This is a genomic window from Corynebacterium sp. (assembly GCF_030532965.1).
Taxonomy (GTDB): domain Bacteria; phylum Actinomycetota; class Actinomycetes; order Mycobacteriales; family Mycobacteriaceae; genus Corynebacterium.
This window is the reverse complement of record NZ_JAUNKC010000041.1, coordinates 1-20,579: the sequence shown is the minus strand read 5'-3', so window position 1 is coordinate 20,579 and position 20,579 is coordinate 1. Positions and strand designations below refer to the sequence as shown.

The window sequence follows — 20,579 nt, the reverse complement described above, 5'->3', positions numbered from 1 at the left end:
TGAATAGTCACCGTGTCGGTGGGTTTATTACCTCTCGTGGTTACCGCCAGTCAAAGGCCTTAGGGAATAAGTGCTCGCGTACATTCGTGACAGAAACATTGATAGAGCTGATCCGACGTATCCATAAGGAAAATTACTGAAGTCTACGGTGTCCGCAAAATGTGGCATGCTCTACCGTCGTGCTGGGGTGACTATTGGCCGTGAGCAAACAGCACGTTTAATGCACCTGGCGGGTGTGTGCGGCAAAAGCAAAGGTAAAACCCGATCACCACCCATCAAGGCATACAAACAGATACCCGACCAGACGTGGTTAACCGTAACTTCACAGCCAGTTGCCCCAACCATTTGTGGGTTGCTGACATTACCTATGTACGAACCAGGAAAGGGTTTGTGTACACCGCTTATGTCACCGATGTGTTCTCCCGCACGATCATCGGCTGGGCTTTATCAGATTCACTGCGTACTTGAGGCATTGCCGTTGCAGGCCCTTAACCAAGCTATTGCTTTAGCGAAGGAAACTACTGGGCTGATTCACCATACAGGCCATGGCACACAGTACGTCAGTGTTGTTTACAATCAGCGGCTGAAAGAATCAGGAATTACCGCATCAACCGGCACGGCAAAAGGATTCTTACGACAATGCCCTCGCGGAAAATGTCAACGGCTCCTACAAAAATGAACTCATCAATCCCCACAGATGGGCTGATGCTGTAGAAATTGAAATCGCCACGTTCCAATGGGTTACTTGGTGAAATGAAACCAGACTCCACGAAAACCTAGGCTACCGCACACCAGTCGAGGTCGAAACGGAATATTGGAAAACTAACCGCCAACAACAAATAATGGGAAACAAGGCAAATGCCTAGGAACAAAACCCGGGGCAGTTCAACCTCAATAAAATCTCATACAAAACTATGTAAGGCAGGAGCGACATCCCGCCAAGAACATCCCAATGCAATGGTAATCTGGGAGTAACTAGACTCTGAATACACATCACCATGAGCTGCCTGAAGTTAGCCATAAAAGCCTATTCCTTCCACGTCGACGTTGAAACAACGACGCAGAAACTACGGAACCGCCAACTTCAACGATGAAAGAAAAACGCCGAGCACCAAAACTGCCACTAATCGAAAATAAGCCCAGAAAAGTAGCAACAGAAAGAAAAGTTGAATGACTCATATTTTTCGTCACCCCGTCAGAAAAGCTTCATTAAGTCTACCAACGCCGAAACCCCACCGCCAGCGGATGTAAGCTGCTGATGGTGGGGCGTCGAAAAGCGAAGAGGTACTAGGCTTCGTAGTTCTTCTTGTTTACGCGGCGAGCGATCTTGCCGGAGGACGACCTAGCGATCGCGTCAGGGGCGACGATCCGGATGTCGGCGGGGACAACGCCATGCGCATCGGAAACGGCGGCGCGGATGGCTTCAATAGCGGCGGCATCGCCGTCTTCCGACTTATCCAGGTCGCGTTCAGCGAGGATAACTAGCTTCTCAACGTCGTCGCCTTCAACGGCGAAGGCGGCCACCGCAGCGGGGCGGATATGGTCAGACGCGTGGTCCACGGTGTACTCAATATCCTGCGGGTAGTGGTTACGGCCCGCGATGATAATCAGGTCCTTCAGGCGGCCAGTAATGTACACCTCGTTGTCGACGATGACCGCGAGGTCGCCGGTGGCCATCCACTTATCGTCGTTCGGTGCGCCCTCAGCCCGAGAGCCCTGCGCAAGACGCTCACCGAGGGTGTTGCGGAAGGTCTCCATCGTGTCCTCAGGGCGATCGAGGTAGCCCGCCGCCATGTTGTCGCCATGGCACCACAACTCGCCTACCTGGCCGTCAGGCAGCTCAGCCTTGGTCTCAGGGTCGACAATAACCAGGAACTGCGGGCGGCACACCTGGCCGCAGGAGGCAAACGCAACCGAGCTGTCATTCTTCTCCACCACGACGGCTTGGCCTTCAGCCAACTTATCCCGGTCGAAGTGCGTGATGATCGGACGGTTTGGAGTCTGCGGCGTGGTAACCAGAAGCGATGCTTCCGCCAGGCCGTAGGATGGGCGGATAACGGACTTTTCCAGGCCGTACGGGGTGAATGCCTCAACGAAGGCGTTGACAGCTTTCTCCGTCACCGGCTCGGAACCTACGATGAGGCCGTCGACAGCGGAGAGGTCAAGTTCTTCACCTTCAGCGGGCAGGCCGTAGCGAACCGCCAATTCGAGAGCGAAATTGGGAACAACGGTATACACATTCGCAATGTCATCCTGCTTATGCAGCTGCTTTGTCCAGCGGGAAGGCTGCTGAATGAAGTCGCGAGGTGCCATCAGCTCCATGTCCAAGCCAAGAATGGTCACGAAGGTGGCCAAGATGATGCCCATGTCGTGGTGCAGTGGCAGCCAGCTGACCAATCGGATCGGAGTCTTGAGCCGGGCGGCCGTGAAAATCTGCAGGACGTTGGTCAGAATCGAACGGTTGGTGAGCATCACGCCCGCTGGTACGCGGGTCGAGCCGGAGGTGTACTGCAAGAAGGCAGGCAGATCGATCGGTGCCTTCTGGCTTGCAGCCAAGAACATCCGGGCAGCTTCGCTGGTAAGCGGGTTTTGGAAGCTTTCGGCCAGCGAATCCGGCAATGAATCCACCGCGAGAATCCGAGGACGTTCCTTGCCTGGCACCTCCGCAAAGAATGCACGAACAGCACCGGCGGAACGGCTGTTGGTCAAAACCGCCTTTGGGTGGGAATCGCCAATAACCGCCTTGAGGTGATCGGCGTGGCCCGGCTCGTTCGGGTCATACAGCGGGATTGGAACCATGCCCGCATACATGGCACCCAGCATGGAGAAAATGTATTCCGGCGAGTTATTTGCCAGAATAACCACACGGTCGCCGATCGTTCCGGTTTGCTGCAACCGCGCGGCTACGGCTTTGATCCGGGTATTGATCTGGTCCCGACTGAAATCGACAGCTACGCCCTCGCGGGACTCCGAAAAGTCCCAGAACCGCAAACAGTTACGACCGGTGGTGCCTGCCATCTTTTCAGTCTGGTAGATCACCTCACACATGCCCGCAAGGGTGATTTCCGGCTGGAGTGTGATCTCGCCCTTCTCGTTGAAGAACTGACCAATGACCGCATTCAGATCCATTTTTCTCCTCGAATTACTTTTGACCCGTGAAGTATTCCTTCTTTTCCTTCATCGCAGGTTTTCCTCAGTCTATTACTAGATGGGGGAAAATAAATATTTTTCACCGCAAAAGCGCCCGCTTACCGGTGGCAGGTCCGGCCGCGACGCTGGCGGCGTCGACAAGCACAACCATCGTAATGGGAAATCTTGAAGTCGGAGTTTGCGTTCGCGCCCTAAGAAAATCCAGGCGATTCGGCGCAAGATTATGCCCGCAAGTGGAATCTCCGACTTCATAATTCCCGCATTGTTCCCCGCGTTGCCACACATGGTGGAAGTCGGAAATTGCGCGTCGGCGGCATAAGCTACCAGGGACATTGCTGCTGCTTTTCGACGCCTACCCGACATCCCCGACTTCACCGAAACCGCGACTGGCTTGGGACGATGTCCACGTGGGGCGGTGGTGGCGAATGCTTGGCGTTTTTAGAAAGCACAAAACCCAGGCCATATCGCGCGGACCGAAAAGCGCGGGCCTGGGTTGTGTGAGATAGTTATCGGTTAATCAAGCCGTGTGCCCAATCGACAACCCATTGATTCGCTGTGGTCTCTGGGATCACATTGGGGTTGGTGGCGTACATGGCATGCACGCCGTTTGCTTCGACCAACCCTCGGGCGCGACCGAGGGCGTTGCCGACATCAATGGGGGCGTCGCAGATGGAGTCATCGGGGGCACAGATTTCGAAAACCCGATCCTGCAACGTGCCGAATCCGCCGACACGCGGACCACGCATCGTTGCACCGGGGACGATGGGCTGGACAAGCAAATTGATGCTTTGGAGCGCCACCTCTGCACCCACGCCGCCGACCGGATTGCCCACATGCTGGCCCACACCAGCTTCGCGGCGACCGTCGGCGATGAGTGCGATGCCTCTGATACGTTCTGCGGGGATAACGCCCCCATCAACACCGATTTTGTTGGCGATATCGCCAAGAATGACCGCACCTTGAGAGAATCCACTGAAAATAAAATCAGTCAGTGGACACTCCTTGTGCATCGTGATGAGCTCGTGTTCCAAGGTGCTAATGCCTTCTTCACGAGACTCGTCGTAGCTCATTTCATGCTGGGCATTGATGTTTTTAAACTGCGCGGTGTACGGCAGCGTCCACACTTTCACCTCGTGCGCGGGATATGTTTCCTGGAGCGGCCGGGTGATGCTCAGCATGAAGGAATTGGGGTTGGCGGTGGGGTTGAACGGATCATCCCCGGGCGCCGATTCCCAGGTACCGGGTGCCGCGACGAATTCCACCGCCGGGCAATGGTCGGGTTGCACGGGTGCTGCGGTGGTGGTTTCGTCCGGTGCAGGCAGGGCGCCGTGATCGGTGGTTGTCATCCATTGACTAACACCGAAGACGATGATGGCGATGACCACTACCGCAGCAACTGCGGTTAGGAACTTTTTCATGGTGTCCTAGCTCTTAAAATTGTTAGTGGGGAACCATTAACAATAGGACTTGCGGGCGGAATTTTCGATAAGCGGTATTACTTCTTCCACCGTTAAGCTGGTGCGATTTTGTTCCACCAATTGCCCAGCGACCGCGTGTACGGCGGCGGGGAATTGATCGCCACAGACAACCTCGGCGGCACCGATCATTTGATTTTCCACACCATCTACCTTGATTCCGCCTTCTTTAAGCAGGTCAAGGTAGTTGTTGTCGGCGTCGCTGAGTTGGATAGCCGGATCCGGAATCTCGGAAACTTCCTCCGCAGCGCCGTCGGCTGGCAGGTCCTTCTTTTGTTCCGGCTGCGCGGCCGTCTTGCTGCTGGTGGTTGTCGCCTCTCCGCTTGTCGACGGTTTAGCCGCGCGGGTCAACGGCGCGATGGAAGACTCCCCCGCCGAATCAGTGGCGGTGGAGCCGCCGCAAGCAACTAAGCCGAAGCTCGTTACTGCGGCGAGCATGGCGACGACGAGCCGTTTCATTAGTTGCGCTCCTCTTTGATGCTGCCGTTGATCTGGCTGATCTTGCCGCCCTGGAAGGTCACAACCTCACCACCGGCTGGGATCATGGTGTGATCCTCGGTTGGGAAGCCGAATTCACCCTGCTCATAACGCTTATCCCCCCAGGCGTCAAAGATATCGCCATAGTAGATGACGTGCGCGCCGGTTGCTGGCGACCAGTAGATATTGCCGTTCTCGAACTGCTGGAAGGCACCGCCCTTGATCGGCATTTCGTCGGAAACTGGGTAGCCCAACTTGGACTTTGCGGTCTCCATCTGGCCGTACTTACCAGCGATTGCGCCACGCACCCAGTGGTTCTTGCCCTCTGGGCTACGGGTAACAAATCCGCCCTGGAACTGCTGCACCAGGCCGCCGTTGATTCCGACAGCTTCGGAGGTTGGGTAACCGAGGTCACCGTTTTCCCACTTCAGCTCACCCCACTTGGCGATCATGTCGCCTGGGACCGCCACTGCACCGGTTTGCGTGGTCCAGTAGATATTGCCGTGTTCAAAAGTGACGAACCGACCACCGTTTGCCAGCGCCCGCTCCGTGGAGGTTGGGAACCCGAGCCAGGATTCCGGGCCACCCATCTCGGTATAGCGTGCGTTGATACGACCGTAGAGCGCGTGCGCACCAGTATTTGGCGACCAGAATGCGCGGCCTGCGGTGAAGTCCTCGCCCTTACCGCCAGCGATGTCGTATTCGTTATTGACGCAATTACCGATGACACCGTTCTTGGTCACATCTGCGATGGCACCGATTGGGGTACAGTCAGCACCTCGATCGGACTGCGAAAGCCCCAGAGCGCTTGCCATGTGCGGCCACGCCTGGCTCAGTTCAAACTGCCAATATGGCCAGTCGTGCACGCCTGATGGGCGGAATACTGCGGTGACTTCGACGCCCTCACGCTTCGCATAATCAACAAAGGTTTGGGTGGTCATCCGGGAAATAACCTCCAGGCCAACGCCTGCGGTATTGGCTGGGTTCTTTGCAACAGAACCGGGCTGGCCGAAATCGTCACGACCGGAGCCTGCGGAAACATAGACCTTCTTGCCGCGCAGAGCTTCAATGCCCAGCTTCGGATCGTGGTCAATCCACTGCTGCGAACCTTCCGGACCCCACATGGCGGTGGTGTCGAATCCACCAGCGTCCTGCTGTGCGGTGCGGATCGCCTGCGGCATACCGATGCTGGTGGTATCCAGGTAGCCGGAGAAAGAACCGACAAACTTGAACAGGTCTGGGTTGCGCTCAGCGAGATTAACGGCTGCGGTGCCACCCATAGACAGGCCGAAGATGGCGCGTTCGCCGTTGGAGCGGTAGCCGTTCTTGAGAATCGGAACGAGTTCCTTGGTCAGGAACGATTCCCACATGTAGTGCTTGCCGTTGTTTTCTTCCAGCCAGTCGGCGTAGAAGGAAGACTCGCCACCGATAGGAAGAATGACGTTGACATTCTTATCGGCAAATAGTTGCTCGATATTGGTTTCGCTGGTCCAACCGGATTCGATGTCGGTGGCACGCAAGCCATCGAGAGCCCATACTTCAGGGAACTGGCGGCCCGGGCTGGAGTGCCAGTCGCGCGCCAGAAGGATTTGGACCTTTACCAATTCCCGGGGCATGACGGCGGATTTGATCTGCAGTTCAATCCGCCGGTCGGTGATCCACTCGACGCGTTCGACGGAAACGCCCTGGGGCAGGCCGGAAATATTCGGCCGCTCGTCGACGCGGATTGGGGTGCGCTCAACAGCATCGGTGTTGAGGTAGTCGGTGAGCCCGGAAAGAACACTGGAAGAATTAGAGGACTGTGCCAGTGCGGTCGCAGGGACTAGGGCAGGCACAGTTACACCAATTGCCATTGGGATTGCCAGCATCCAGAGGGAACGACGCTTGAAACGATATGCGGTGTCGCGCATGAACTTCGGTCCTTTGTTTTCATAAGAGCACAACAGGTCGCCATCCCGGTGGATTTATAGTTTCCGAAGGTTCCCCTCCTCCGGAACGCACCACGACTGGAATGGGCGAAAGCTATGCTGTTTTCACATGTTCAAATATTAGTACCGTGTAATTAACGACTGTATGTGGGTACAGCGAATTTCACAAGACTTGGTTTAAGTTTAAGTTTAACTTTAGACTTTTGGAAATGACACTCCGCCATTTCGGCAAAAATGCACAAAGCGCCGCCACGAGATGATGACGACGCTTTAGCTTACCCTTAGAAATTACCAAGCATTCATGACATCGAGAACACGAGGCTTCGTGCGCTCAAGCTGGTACCGCCACTGGTGCCAGTTGTGAATACCTGCTGGTGGGTAATCAACAGTTACCTTCACGCCCTGCGTGCGAGCCTTCAACTCCCACAGGGTCGAGGTGTACAAGCTGAATGCCTCAAGAACGGAACCGGTGATCCGCTGGTTCAGCGGATAGTGCGCGATGTCGTCCGCACTCCAGAAACCGCTAGCTGCCGAGATGTAGACATCCTTACCCTGCAAACCGGTGAGGTTCCACATCGGGTCATTCTCGAAGCGCTGTGGATTGAAGAATGCGCCGTACATAGCGTTGATGTTCAACCGTCCCACGTCCCACATAGCCAGACGCAGCATCATTTCCATACCAGGCAAGGTCATTGCCAGGTAACCGGACCAGGACATCGCCTGACGGAACTGGGCTGGGTTACGAGCAGCGAGGTTCAGCGCTGCGGTACCACCCATGGACAAACCTGCGATGGAGTTATTGGTGCGGCTTACACCAAAATGCGCCTCCAGGTACGCCGGGAGTTCCTGTGTCAGGAAGGTCTCCCACTTGAAGTGCGGGCCGGAGTTATCGTAGCTGGCAGGTGCCAACCAGTCAGCATAGAACGAACCAGCGCCACCAACTGGCATAACCAGGGTGATGTTGTGGTTAACGTAGCTGGCTGGCGCATTCGCATCAACAGTCCAAGCGTTAGCAACTTCGGTAGCGCGAGCACCGTCAAGCAGGTAGAAACCTGCATTGCCGCCGCGCTGCGCAGGCTGGATCTGAACCTGGATATTGCGGTTCATTGCGGGAGAGAAAACGTCGCAACGCTGAACCCAGAATCCTACGGCATCCCAATCACAGTGCCCGGTAGCGTCAGGGCGCAGCCAGTCACGCGGACCGGCCTGCGCGACGCCCTGACCTGCAACCATGACGGTCGCGGCAGTGGCGATTGCGGTGAGCGTGGCAGCCACCTTCTTCATCGCGCGTGTCACGAATTTCATGCTTCTCCTATGGTGTGAGTCTGCGGCATGCAGCTTAATTGCCCCACTAGATGGAGCCTAGAAAACGTTTAAACTTTATAACAGGCATATAAACTTGTCCACCAGTTTTGTTACTGCAATGGCCAGCTTTCCGCACGAAATTGCAGCCGCACATTTCATATAGATAGAGTTTTCCCAGTTAGACAGGTACCGCAAAACTGATATTTTGTTTTGGGTCACAACTTCAGATTATCTAAGGAAAGTTACCCCCGCGGCGGATCCAGCGCTATCTCACGGGGCCAATTAATCGGTTGCGGGTTCGCAACCGGAAGCGGCTGATTATAGGCATATGGGTCTTCGGTGAACTGTAAGCTTCGCCCCTCGGTGAAACTGTAACCAATGTTTTTGAAGAAACGTTCGGCGGTCATCGGCCCGCGATAGGACTCAAACAGTCGCTGATATTCCGGGGTATAGAGAATCTGGCGGGCGCGTTCTACGTAATCCGCATCGACCCACTCCGGCAAATCCTCAATGGCGACAGCAGAATCAGCCAATTGCCATTCCAACGGCAGGTTCTTATCGTGTCCGACTCGGGCATCGGGCATACGTGGTTGCCTTCCGGCAAGCGGGTTGGCGAGCCCCATATTGTCGAGAACCCGCACGTCCAATGGGGCATTCATGCTGGTCATGCCAAGGTTAATCATGGTCAACGACATCGGCATGGTGGACAGATCCCCGGTGGCATCGCTGCGTGGCACCGGCTCCCACGACAACACGAGGGGCTCTTTATTCAACCGGATTTGCAGCAACTGGCCTGCGTTAATATCGCGCCCAACCGCCACTTGTTCCACAAAGTGATTCATGTTCCGCGCGGTTTGGAAATCTTCAGCGAAGTACGTTGGCGCGTCCCGGTAGCTTGCCAATTGCCAGAAGGTGCGCTCGTCAACGATATCGAGTTCTTGGCCTTCCTCTGGCAGCTCATATGGGTGCCCGCCGATCACGGCAGCTGCCGCCCAGCCCATGCCGCACAAAACCAAGATTCCGGTTGCCGCCGAAGTAACGAGATTTCGGTTGATGGAAACGACTCCGAGCGGCAGCAAAAGCGTAAAGAGCGGCAGCAATAACATCCGCCCGTGCATGAAGTCGCCGCCGACCCGCATGATGTACAGGAAGTGAATCGCGGCGCAGGCAATCACCAGGGCGATAATGACGCGTTGTTTTCTCATCGTCGCAAGGGGCGGGATCGTGATTGCACCGAGTACGACAACAATGATCGCCGCGAGCCACATCGTATAGGGTTGGCTGAAATCCGCGAGATAGTTCCAGCCACTCGCCCACTGCGAGCCCGATGCTGACTTTGCGACGGCGGTATGTGGCACCAATAATCCGTAATAGCCCATGCGGAAGATCTGATAACTCAGCGGCACAGGTATCGCGACCAGAAGAATCTTCCACCAGCTTTTCCGTTCAAATACCAGCAGAATAATCCCGGCCAGACCGCCGTACAACGCAAGTTCAGGGCGCACTAACCAACTCATTCCGGACCAAAACGCCAGCAGGTAAACCCACTGTTGTTTGTCTGAGTGCGCCCACGCCACCAACAACAGCCATTGAATTGCGATCCATAGAATGGATAATCCCCATTCCAGACCCGAGGTGGCGAAGTCGCGGGCTGGCGGTAGAGCAATGTATAAAATTCCGCCGACCGGAATGAGCGCCACAGCAGAGGTTCCGCGATGCAATTGAGCGGTGGCGTAGGTTGCGATGAATAACGCGAGGGTGGTGAAAATCAGGGCTGCCCACATGGCGATAGTTTCCAGCCGGGCATCGCTCACCAACGCACCAAGGTAAATGATGTACTGCCATAGGGTGGAGGTATTCGCCTCAACCCGTTCGCCGGCGTTGAAAACTGGGCCGTTCCCAGCCAAAAGGTTGCGGACGGTTCGCAAAACAATAAGCCCGTCGTCACTTATCCATTTACGTTGCCACCCGCCATAGAAGGCCAGTGCGGCAACTATGACTGCGGAAAGCAATCCTGTGATGGAAGTGAGCGAACGGGCGTTTGTCATAGCTAGCCATATTAGCAAGCCATTAGGTTTAGTTAATACCGGCTAGGCCGTGATGACCGGCACGACATAAACCGCAATCGTGATGCATGCCAGCCACGCGAGTGCAAGTATCTGAAGCGTCCGGTCAGTTAAGGCAAGTTCGTCCGGTGCACCACCCGCACCCCTGTCGACATCTGCCGCATAACGCAGAATAGCTACAGTAAACGGAACCATCGACACTTGGTACCACACGGCGGCGGTAGTGTCGGAAACCTTCGCCATTTCAAAGCCCCACAGCGCATAGGAAATAACCACAGCGGTGGCGGCCAAGGTCCACACGAAGCGCAGGTAGGTCGGGGTGTAGCCTTCCAACGACTTTCGGATCTTCGCGCCGGAGCTTTGTGCCAGAAGAATCTCGGCGTAGCGCTTACCGGAAGCCATAAACAAGGAACCGAAAGCCGCTACCAGGAGGAACCACTGCGAAAGGCCGATTCCGGCGGCGACACCGCCAGCCATGGCGCGCAACATGAAACCGGAGCTCACCAACGCAATATCGATAACCGGTTGGTGCTTCCAGCCGAAGCAATAGCCCAGCTGCAAAGCGATATACACCGCCATAACAATTGCGAGGCCGTGCCCGGAGGAGGCGACGTAACTGACGCCAATCGCAGCGACGATGAGGATCACCGCCATGATGTAGGCCAATGTCACCGGCAGGACACCAGCGGCGATTGGACGGAACCGCTTCGTGGGATGCGCGCGATCCGCTTCCACATCGCGGGCGTCGTTAATGAGGTAGATCGAGGAAGCCGCCATACAGAACACCACGAAAGCGATGCCGATGTCGATCAACGTCCGGGCGTCGAAAAGCGCCTCGGCACCGGCAGCAAGCGGCGCGGCGAGAACCAAAACGTTCTTCACCCACTGCTTGGGGCGCAGTGCTTTGATGATCCCATCGAAAAGATTCTTAGGGGGCTTTTTGCCGCTGGCCTCGTGCTGTTGCTCTTCAACTATGCCTTCGGTATGCGGCTCGGAACCGATGATGCTGGATGAGTCGGTCACTACTTTCCTTTCCTCCACCATGCGGGTAGCTTATTCGAAGCGTTAGCGACAGCCTCCGCCGTCGCGGCACCCACGAGCGCGCCAGCAAGCACATCCGTGGGATAGTGAACACCTAGCACCATACGGGAAAGCATCATCACGGGCACACCAATCAGGGGCAGCGGGTTGCGGGTGATCTTTGCAAGACTCACCAGCGCCGCGGTTGTCGATGTTGCGTGTGAACTCGGGAAACTCAGTTTGCTCGGCGTACCAACCCCTACCGCAATGCGCGGATCGTGGGGGCGTTTGCGCCGCACAATTCGCTTGACGACGACACTGATCGCGTGACTTATAAACGCAGCGGCAATCAATTTCAGCCACTGGCACCGCCGGTTTTTATCCACCAATGCCCCCAGCGCACCAAGACCGATCCAGCCGAGTGCATGCTCACCGAAATGGCTTAAAGCGCGGGCAACGTTGAGAATCCCCGGTTGTGCGAGTTTCCGTTGCACGGCAACGAGAATGTCTGATTCGTTCATGCCAAGTTACGCCTTTTCACCCAATTCTGGCTCGAAAATTTCCGCCCATGCCTCCCGGCTCACCAACCGTGGATGGGCCGCGCGGTAGTCTTCCCGCAGCTGATCGAAGCGCTCCGTCAATTGCTTATGCAGGGCGCGGGTTTGCCGGAACAAATCTTTGGCCTTCTCCAGGTCGCGTTTCCGGTAGACCACGCCGCGACCGTCCGCGGTGGTCACCGTGGCGCCGTCGACACGCGAAAGCGAGAACCAACGTGCCTCGATGGGGGCGAAGTTTGCCTGCGGAACCTCGTAGTGCTTGGGGTCCGCCGGGCGCAGGGAGTGCTTAATACCCTTCGCCAACCACACTGCTTTTTTGATCGGCGCGAGCCTGCCACCAATGTCCTTGATAGGAACGCCGGGCGCACCCGATGGACGCGGCAGATCCGCAGCGGACGGCAAGATCACCGCGTCAGGATACGTCTTGCGAATCGCGGCGATACGCGGCAGCGAGCTTTCCAGAATGCCAAACAGCTGGTCAGGGCCGGCAAGGAAGTCTTTGATCGCTTCGATCTGGATAGCAACGGTCGAGTATTCCAAGCACATTAAGTGCTTGACCGTAGCCTTGAGCATGCTTCGCACGATGCCGTCGATCGGGCCCTCGTGCTGCATAGCCGCCACAATCAATCGGTTACGCAGATGGAAATACGCCTGCCAGTCAATGGCATCATCCTTATCCGACCAGGCCATGTGCCAAATCGCGATACCCGGCCAGGTTGCGGTTGGGAATCCGTGTTGGCCCGCCCGAAGCCCGTATTCCGCATCATCCCACTTGATAAACAGCGGCAGTGGCTGACCGATTTTCTCCGCCACCAACCGAGGGATCATGCACATCCACCAGCCGTTATAGTCCACGTCGATTCGGCGGTGCAGGTCCCGTGAATTAGGAGCATCTGGCTTATCGCCGAACTTGCCACGATCGGACAATGGGTGGGCGGCGAAATCGTGGTCGTAATGAACGTGTGGCGCGGACGTCCACATGAAGTCATGCCGACCGACCACCTCACCCATTGAGTGCAGGTGGCTACGTTCTTGCAGGTTGAGCATTTGCCCGCCGATAAGCATCGGGGTTTTTGCGTAGCGGGCGGCAGCTAATGCACGCAGGATGGAGTCCGGTTCGATGGCGATGTCATCGTCCATGTACAGAATGTACGGCGATTGCGCGGCACCTGCTTCCCCGTCCCCCAAGGCTTCGTACATAATGCGGGAGTAACCGCCGGAACCGCCGAGGTTTCCCTGCCGGAATTCGAAGAACCTACCCGCGAAATGCTTGGTTGCTTTGTCATAGCCCGGCTCGTCAGCTGGGTGCTTATTGCCTTGATCCGGCATGATAATGGCATCGATCACGGCATCGACCTCTGGGTCAGAGGCCAGTGCTTCGAGGGCAGCGACCGCGTCAAAAGGCCTGTTAAAGGTGGGGATACCCACGGTTACGCGCGGTTCAAATGGCCCCACTTCGGTGCCATCCGGCATGATTTGTGGCTTGGGCGCATGCGGTGCGAACCACCCTGCGGCAGTGATTGTCACTTCGGTTTCTGCGGTGAGATCCCACCACATCCAGCCCCCGTCTTCGAAGGGGGCAAGTGACAGTTCGAATTCAGCCACCCCGTCAGTCACGACTTCGCCAGCAACCGCAATGCGGGCACCGTCGATTTTCGAGCGGAACACGTCAACCCGAGCGGTTCCGGCGACCTCAACCTTTAAAATTACCGAGTCCAGTTGCGACCACCGGCGCCAGTAGCTAGCAGGAAAGGCATTGAAATAGGTGAGGAAGCTGAGTTCATTGCCTGCCGGTACCGTGATCGATGTGCGATCCGACCAAGTAGCCCGGCCGGTGTTGTGTTCGGATTCGATCAAATACAACATGCGTACGTCATGGGGCTCGCCAAGACGCGGCAGGAGGAATCGCTGAAGCTGATTCTCTTTCATGTAACTTTTGAGCCTTTCCACAAATGATCATTAGAGATTGTGGTTCTAAGCGTAGTGGGTTGGACCTAGCTGCGCCCAAAACAACGCGGTTTTCAATATTGGGAGATTTACGCCTATTAGGCGATAGCTATAGAACTTCGATGCTATAAATAGAAAAACTCTAAGAATTTTCACCGAAAAAGACAATTAGCTAATAACGCATCCTTGCCCCTTCCGGCCATAAACCATGCATGCCCCATTATTCTTTTTCGATGCATGCATGAAAGCATCAATGGCCACAGGCTTTTTAATCATGCCATCTCCCCGCCACCACTCCGGCATGGGGGTAATTTCACGCTATGCAACATTTAGAAACTCGACAATTAATCATAAACTTTCTGCAAATTTCATCTGAGCTTAAACTTAACGTGTTATTAATTCTTAGAAATAATTGAACGTCAATAGCCACTCCCGCGTTACCGAATAGCAATTTTGCTTCGCGTAAAAAATTACCGTTTCCTTACCTCTTGCACACAGACATCAGACACCTTTTGACGACGGCGCTTAACTGATTCAACCTTGCGTTTATCGCTCAACATATCACTAAAGTTGCATGGATTGCGTGCAGCCCCATCCCGCCGGAAACCCCACAACCACCACCTCAGCAGCCCCAGATGATGCTGGGGTTTTTCCATTCACTCACCCGGATGCGGACTGCGCCAAAACCTGGGTAGCGCCACGCTTGTCGACGGGGTTAGACCGCTTTTTTCTGCACGGCACTGTATTAAAGTCAACAACCGAAACGGATAGACAAAGTTAACTAACTCCCGTTAGCTTTCCTAAGTTAAATAGCCGTTCATTCTTATCGAAATGGTTTAATGGGCGCCTTTATAAGCTCCCTCTGTAGAAAATGTTGGGTTCTATGTTTCTTCGACTCAATCGCACAACAACTAGGTTCACATTCTTCGTGAGCCTCTTCATGGCCGTGATTCTCGCACTGGGATTCGCCACTGCAGTGCGACCAGCCTACGCACAAGACAACTCCACCGGTAGCATCGAAATTGGCAAGAAAGTAAAGATCAAAAAGGATGCCGATTGGGGACGGGTGGTTCTCCACGGTGACAATGGCCGCATTCGGGCCCGGTTATTCCATACGGAGCTAGGGTTGCGCGCCTACTGCATCGAATACGACGTCAAAGTATACGAAGAAAACGATGCCACCGTTACCGCAAGATGGGAAGATTTCCCTGGTAATAACAATTTCAAGAACAACCCAGAAGCCGCACAGAAGATCAACTGGATCGCAGCTAACAGCTTTCCGGCTATCTCAAAAGAAGAACTCTTAGCCAATGCTGGCATCACCGGCACAATGGATGATGCAACGGTCATCGCCGTCACCCAAGGCGCAATCTGGAATATCGCTTCCGACAGCTTTAAGTACCAGTCCCTCGAGGGTTCCAGCCCGGCGCAACACGAGCAAGAGCAGAAGCTCTTTGAATACCTCACAGATAACCCCGGCCGGGTCGAATCTTCCGGAATGGATGAGGCAAAGATCAAGCCGGTCATTGACTCCTCCAAAGCCATCCGCAAAGACAATGGCGTCTTCGGCCCCTTCGTTGTAACTACCGGTGCACACGAGCTTCAGGTTTCCGTTGAGCCCAAGGGCATCATTGTCGACGCCGAAGGTAATCCGATCGAAGCATCCTCCATTAAGAAAGATCAGGAATTCTATTTCAAGGTTGACGAAAAAGACGGCAGTGCGACACTTAGCGCACGGGCCAGCGATAACATCATTGACGGCGCGTTGATTATCACCATCATTGCCACCGTGCACGGCCAGACTCTTATCACCACTCACGATAAGAAGCGTGCTGCTTCAGCTGAACAAGCAATTAGCTGGGAAGGCACAAATCTTAAACTGGGTACCACCGCAACCGATAAGCACGACAGTGACAAGAAGCTCTCTCATAAGGGCGGTACTGTCGTTGACGTGGTTGCGTACGAAGGTTTGATCGTCGGCAAGCAGTACACCATCAAGGGCGAATTGATGGAACGGCTTCCGGACGGCACAGGCAAAGCAACCGGCATCACCAAGGAAGTAACGTTCACCCCGGAAACCCCTAACGGTGAAGTCAAGGTCGAATTCACGGTTCCGGAAGGTTTCGACGGTAAGACCCTGGTTGTCTTTGAACGGGCTTACGACGCGAACGGGAAACTGATCGCTGAGCACACCGACATCAACGACGCGAACCAGACCGTTCAGGTTGCCGAATCCTTCTTGGGCGGCTCCATGGATTACGAAACCGGCGTTGCGACGACTGCCATCGTCGCTGGCGGCTTAGTCCTCACCGCGGTCGGCCTGGTCGTTGCAACCCGCACCAAGACCCGCGAAGTTCCACCACTTGGCGAAAGCCCAGCCGCTCCTGCTGCACCTGTCAAGGGAATGCCAAAGTCGGAAACCCCTGCCCCACCTGCCAAGGGTGTGGCAAAGACCGAGGCTGCGAACTCCCCTGCGGCGAAGCCAGCCCTGGCTAACACCGGTGTCAGCGGTATCATCCCGCTTCTGCTCATCACACTAGCTGGTGTCACAATCGGCGGCGTCCTTATCAGCCGCAACCGGCGTCGCAACTAACCCACCAAGACCCAACGTCTCTCACTGCCTCCGCAATCATTGCGGGGGCAGTTTTAGTTGCACCCTTAAGGCGTCGAAAAGCAAAAGCATCCAAACCTGACTACCCACCTCAGTACAGCGACTTTGTTGGGTCTGTGCGTTAACCTTACTGACAGCAATAATCCGAAATGGGCCCAAACGCGCGGGAGGAGGCGGCCAATGAGTGAGAGACTACTAGTCGGGAAAGACCAGCTCTTGAAACCCCGTGAGCTGTATCGGTACACATGGCCAGCTCTGATAGCGTCCCTCGGCAGTATCGTCATTGGCCTAACAGACTCACTGCTTATCTCCTACTATTCCACCTCCGCGCTGGCAGGCGTCGCCTTGGGCGCAGCGGTTTATGAACTTCCTATCAATATGTTGTTGGGCGGGCTGATGGCGTATCGCATTCTCGCACCCAGGATTCACGGTTACAACACCGCTCACCGCGAAACTATCGGATTGGCAATCGTGCTTAAAAGTTTGCTGCCGATCGCTGGGCTACTTACAGCCATCACCATCGCATCTTCCGTATACGGGTACTACCAGTTCGACGACGAAACGTGGTCACATGCATTTTCTTACAGCGCGGCACGCGCACCCAGTTTTGTAACAGTGGTAGCGAGCTCGGCCATGTCCATAACCCTGGTCGTGTGGGGGAGAACACGGATTCCGTTGCTTGTTTTCCTTATCGCTGCGCCGATGAATCTGCTGGTGGACTATGTCCTGATCTACGGCGTCGGTTCGGCACCAGAATTAGGTGCGTTGGGTGCCGGAATTGGAAGCACCATCAGCACGATGCTGCCGCTTCCTGTGCTGATCGCATTAATCATGAAGAACCGCTCGCTCGTACCCGATCCCACAGTGGCGGAACACTATAAAGGTTGGCAGAAGATGACGCGACCAGCGGTCTGGTCCGCCCTCGTGGATTATGGCGGAAACATAGCGTTCACAATGATTATCGCGGTTTCCGGCGCGGCGGCTGTCGCCGGAATGCGCTTCGGCGCGCAGCTTCATTTGCTAGCGTTCATCGTGATTTCGAGCACCTCATCAGCAGCGCTTTACATTCTGGGGAAAGAGTTTCCTACGCAACGCAACACCATTAGGAAAGGCACCCATGAGCTGCGCCGCACATTCTTCACGATCGGTTTTATCGCCGGCGGGGTTATTCTGCTGATGAGTCTGGCTGTTTCCCCGGTCATATCCCCCGATCCAAATGTGAACAGCGCGTTTAGGGTATCGGCGGTTATCATTGCGGCACTGTGCCCGGTGGCCGGGGTGACATATGCGAATGTGACACTCTTACGCTTATTTGGACTTACCAATCATGAGTTCATAAGCAATGCAGTTGGTGTGTGGTGCGCTCAAATTCCTGTGGCATTAGTGCTCTGCCTGTTAAGTGACGGCATATTGCCGTTTATCGGACTCGGCGCGTATTGGCTATTTCGATGCGTGTTAAGCCACAGGCAAGTTACCCGATATGTCCAACTGACAAAAGAAAAGTAGCAAGTTTTACATATCTAGACTGCGTAACGTTTTAGTTGCACCCTTAAGGCGTCGAAAAGCGAAAAGCTACGATGAAACTATGTCTCGATTCTTCGCGCTTGTATCAGCCTTACTCTTTTCGGTGCTCACACTCGGCGTTCTCGGCGGCGGTTACGCCTCCGCGCAAGTGGCGACCAGCGTCGAGATCATCGACCCCGACGACATCCTCAGCGAATCAGAAGAACAAGACCTAACCACATATACAGAACACGCACCGCTCCCGGATCAGGTCACTACCGTGACCTTTATCGTGTTGCGCCAAGGTGACGAACCTTTCAACGACTTCGTTATTAACTATCTGAAATCCAAGCGCCCCGACTTACTCAACCCCACCCAGGATAAATTCGCGGACGGCTCCGTCACCTTTGCGCTAGCCACTGAAAGCCGCTTCGTCGGCACGTATGTAGGGGACGACGTCGACAATGTCATTCAGTTACGCAGCAACTCGGATCGGTTCGTTGACGAAATGAAACCTGCGCTTGGCGACGGCAACTGGGTGGCCGGGCTCAAAACCGGTGTCGATACCGTCGCTGCAGGCCCGGAGGAACCCGGTTCGAATATCATTCCGATCATCCTTTTCTCAGGACTAGGAATCAGCACGCTCGGAGGGCTTTTCGCCGCAATCGCTGCCACCAGGAAGAAAACCCGCGCCACCGCCCGCGAACAATATGACTTCATTTCCCAAAACTACGGCCGACTCGCCCAGGAACTCACCCGTATCGATGTACAGGCAAACAACCTCAATAACCCGCTTGTCGACGCCGAACTGCGCTCACAGTGGGAAGACATCCGCGACGGTTTCTTAGCCGTCCACGAGGACATGATGAGCCTGCCTGAATTCAGCGGTCCCGAGGACAAAACCCTGTACAAACACGCCAAGAAAATCGCGGCAATCCACGAAAAAGTGGAACAAGTCGTCGCCGCCGAGAAAAACCTTGAGACCTTGCACAAACTCGAAAACGGCGACATCGCCACCCGACGCAACCAACTAGAAGACATCCGCAGCGACATCTTAAGTGGAAGCCTCAAAACCGAAAAGCCCGCTCACCGCGAAGCCATCACAGCCTTGCAAAACCGATGCGACGCACTTTTCAACCAGCTGGAATCACCACAGTTCATATCCGACTATGCGCGGCTAATCAAGGATTACCAGACGATTCTCACCCATGTCCGCGAAGAGCAATTCACACACGTTCCCGAAACCACTCACGCCCCAACGCTCGGCTCCTCCGATTGGCGTCCGGGTTATGGATACAACGGTTACGTGCCGTACATGATCATGTACACGATGAACCAAGAAGCCCAAGCCGCCACCTCAAGCAGCAGCAGCAGCTCAAACAGCACCTCGTTCTCTGGTGGCTTCAGCGGCGCGGGTGTCAGCGGCCGGTTCTAACCACGTCATTCGACACATCGCCCACCGCACCACGAGAGCGGTGGCGCACCCTAAAACCGCACCCACGACAACGTCGCTGAACCAATGCACCCCCAGATACAGCCGTGCCGCCGCGACCAGCACCGCAAGTAACCACACGGGCCAAAATCGTCGCCCCCCAAAAAACACCGTCAGACTGGTAGCGGCGGCGAAAATAACCATCGTGTGCCCCGACGGCATCGCGGAACTTGTCTCTACCACCGCCCGCACTGAAATAGGCGGCCGCGGGCGTTCCACCAATTCTTTAATCACGGTGTTGAAAATCCCAGCCAGGATCACCGAGGTTGCCACACCCCAGGCAGCTGGCTTCTTGCACCGCTCGGCGACACTACTAATGACAACCGCGTAGATGCACAGATACCTCGGGCGGGTCAGTTCACTGAGCACCGCCAAAAACTCAGTGAGCATTCCCACCCGATGTTCTACGAAGAATTCCAACACCACTTGATCCACCCAACGAAGTGTAATCGGCACAACCACCACACGGCACCTGGCCGCGCCACAACATCAAGTCGGAGATTGCACACATCGCGTCCCGAAACCGCAGGAACGCAACCCCGCTGACCCCAAATCTCCGACTTCATAAATCCATCGGATAGCTGGTTGTAGTCCTAGTCCATGTAGCGTCCGTCTTCTGCCCTCAAGTCGGAGATTGCCCGCCAGGAGGCGTCGAAAAGCAATAATTCGCCGCAAAACCGCAGGTAAATATGTGAACCCTCGACCGGGGTTTTGGAATCTCCGACTTCGTACCAAACGACGCTGCCCACGCGGCCCACCGTCAAAGAATTCACCAGCAAAGTAACCGGCAACGCCCACGACATGAAGTCGGGGATTGCCCGAGGCGAAGCACAGCAACGCCATTGGTACCGATAAAAGCCCAGTTCACGGTCGGAAACAACGAAGAAAGCCGGAGTTGCGTTCCGCAATCTCCGACTTCACAATCTTTCGGCCAGCTCACTCGCCGAACGGTTTAGGCGGGTTCGGCTTCTTGTTCCTCCCGGAGCCGGGTACGTATAGCGGTCTCATTTCAAAAGCTTAGGTTGTTTGGGTGTGTTGGTGGTGGGGT

Annotated in this window: 15 protein-coding genes; 4 read left to right on the top strand and 11 right to left on the bottom strand. The window is 55.3% G+C overall.

Annotation, left to right across the window (positions count from 1 at the left end):
• Positions 1-306 precede the first annotated feature (306 nt).
• Positions 307-468 (top strand): DDE-type integrase/transposase/recombinase, encoded by a 162-nt coding sequence (locus Q4D85_RS14550; RefSeq protein WP_368502302.1) that lies wholly within the window; start codon positions 307-309, stop codon positions 466-468.
• Positions 469-1,287: 819 nt separating this feature from the next.
• Here Q4D85_RS14550 and Q4D85_RS13730 read toward each other — a convergent pair.
• The 9 genes from Q4D85_RS13730 to Q4D85_RS13690 all read right to left on the bottom strand — a co-directional run bounded on the left by Q4D85_RS13730 (position 1,288) and on the right by Q4D85_RS13690 (position 13,907).
• A complete protein-coding gene (locus Q4D85_RS13730) occupies positions 1,288-3,129 on the bottom strand; it encodes a FadD32-like long-chain-fatty-acid--AMP ligase (protein WP_303201261.1) in 1,842 nt (613 codons plus the stop codon).
• A gap of 527 nt (positions 3,130-3,656) precedes the next feature.
• A complete protein-coding gene (locus Q4D85_RS13725) occupies positions 3,657-4,568 on the bottom strand; it encodes a cutinase family protein (protein WP_303201260.1) in 912 nt (303 codons plus the stop codon).
• Between the two features lie 36 nt (positions 4,569-4,604).
• The gene (locus Q4D85_RS13720; protein WP_303201259.1) at positions 4,605-5,084 is read right to left on the bottom strand and encodes a DUF732 domain-containing protein; all 480 of its coding nucleotides are present in this window, start codon (positions 5,082-5,084) and stop codon (positions 4,605-4,607) included.
• Complete coding sequence (locus Q4D85_RS13715; RefSeq protein ID WP_303201258.1) at positions 5,084-7,012, bottom strand: alpha/beta hydrolase-fold protein; 1,929 nt, start codon at positions 7,010-7,012, stop codon at positions 5,084-5,086. Before Q4D85_RS13715 ends, Q4D85_RS13720 begins: the two co-directional genes overlap by 1 nt.
• Before the next feature lie 306 nt (positions 7,013-7,318).
• Complete coding sequence (locus tag Q4D85_RS13710) at positions 7,319-8,335, bottom strand: alpha/beta hydrolase family protein (RefSeq protein ID WP_047263028.1); 1,017 nt, start codon at positions 8,333-8,335, stop codon at positions 7,319-7,321.
• Between the two features lie 242 nt (positions 8,336-8,577).
• Positions 8,578-10,383, bottom strand: coding sequence for a flagellar motor control protein ZomB (gene zomB / locus Q4D85_RS13705; protein WP_303201255.1), 1,806 nt, complete (start codon positions 10,381-10,383; stop codon positions 8,578-8,580).
• A 42-nt stretch (positions 10,384-10,425) separates the two neighbouring features.
• Entirely contained in the window at positions 10,426-11,445 is a 1,020-nt protein-coding gene (locus tag Q4D85_RS13700) for a decaprenyl-phosphate phosphoribosyltransferase (RefSeq protein ID WP_303201252.1), read from the bottom strand.
• The gene (locus tag Q4D85_RS13695; protein ID WP_303201251.1) at positions 11,424-11,942 is read right to left on the bottom strand and encodes a phosphatase PAP2 family protein; all 519 of its coding nucleotides are present in this window, start codon (positions 11,940-11,942) and stop codon (positions 11,424-11,426) included. Before Q4D85_RS13695 ends, Q4D85_RS13700 begins: the two co-directional genes overlap by 22 nt.
• A gap of 6 nt (positions 11,943-11,948) precedes the next feature.
• On the bottom strand, positions 11,949-13,907 hold the full coding sequence (locus Q4D85_RS13690) for a glycosyltransferase (protein ID WP_303201249.1): 1,959 nt from the start codon (positions 13,905-13,907) through the stop codon (positions 11,949-11,951).
• Between the two features lie 946 nt (positions 13,908-14,853).
• Between Q4D85_RS13690 and Q4D85_RS13685 the strand changes: the two genes are divergently transcribed.
• The 3 genes from Q4D85_RS13685 (at position 14,854) to Q4D85_RS13675 (ending at position 19,474) form a co-directional block, all read left to right on the top strand.
• A complete protein-coding gene (locus Q4D85_RS13685; protein ID WP_303201248.1) occupies positions 14,854-16,518 on the top strand; it encodes a VaFE repeat-containing surface-anchored protein in 1,665 nt (554 codons plus the stop codon).
• 198 nt (positions 16,519-16,716) lie between these two features.
• Complete coding sequence (locus Q4D85_RS13680; protein ID WP_303201247.1) at positions 16,717-18,042, top strand: MATE family efflux transporter; 1,326 nt, start codon at positions 16,717-16,719, stop codon at positions 18,040-18,042.
• Between the two features lie 79 nt (positions 18,043-18,121).
• Entirely contained in the window at positions 18,122-19,474 is a 1,353-nt protein-coding gene (locus Q4D85_RS13675) for a DUF5129 domain-containing protein (RefSeq protein ID WP_303201246.1), read from the top strand.
• Here the strand turns inward: Q4D85_RS13675 and Q4D85_RS13670 are convergent.
• Both Q4D85_RS13670 and Q4D85_RS13665 read right to left on the bottom strand, forming a co-directional pair.
• Positions 19,415-19,966, bottom strand: a complete 552-nt coding sequence (locus Q4D85_RS13670) for a phosphatase PAP2 family protein (protein ID WP_303201245.1) — start codon at positions 19,964-19,966, stop codon at positions 19,415-19,417. The two genes, Q4D85_RS13675 and Q4D85_RS13670, sit on opposite strands and share 60 nt — an antisense overlap.
• Before the next feature lie 158 nt (positions 19,967-20,124).
• Complete coding sequence (locus Q4D85_RS13665; protein ID WP_303201243.1) at positions 20,125-20,439, bottom strand: hypothetical protein; 315 nt, start codon at positions 20,437-20,439, stop codon at positions 20,125-20,127.
• Positions 20,440-20,579: the final 140 nt, after the last annotated feature.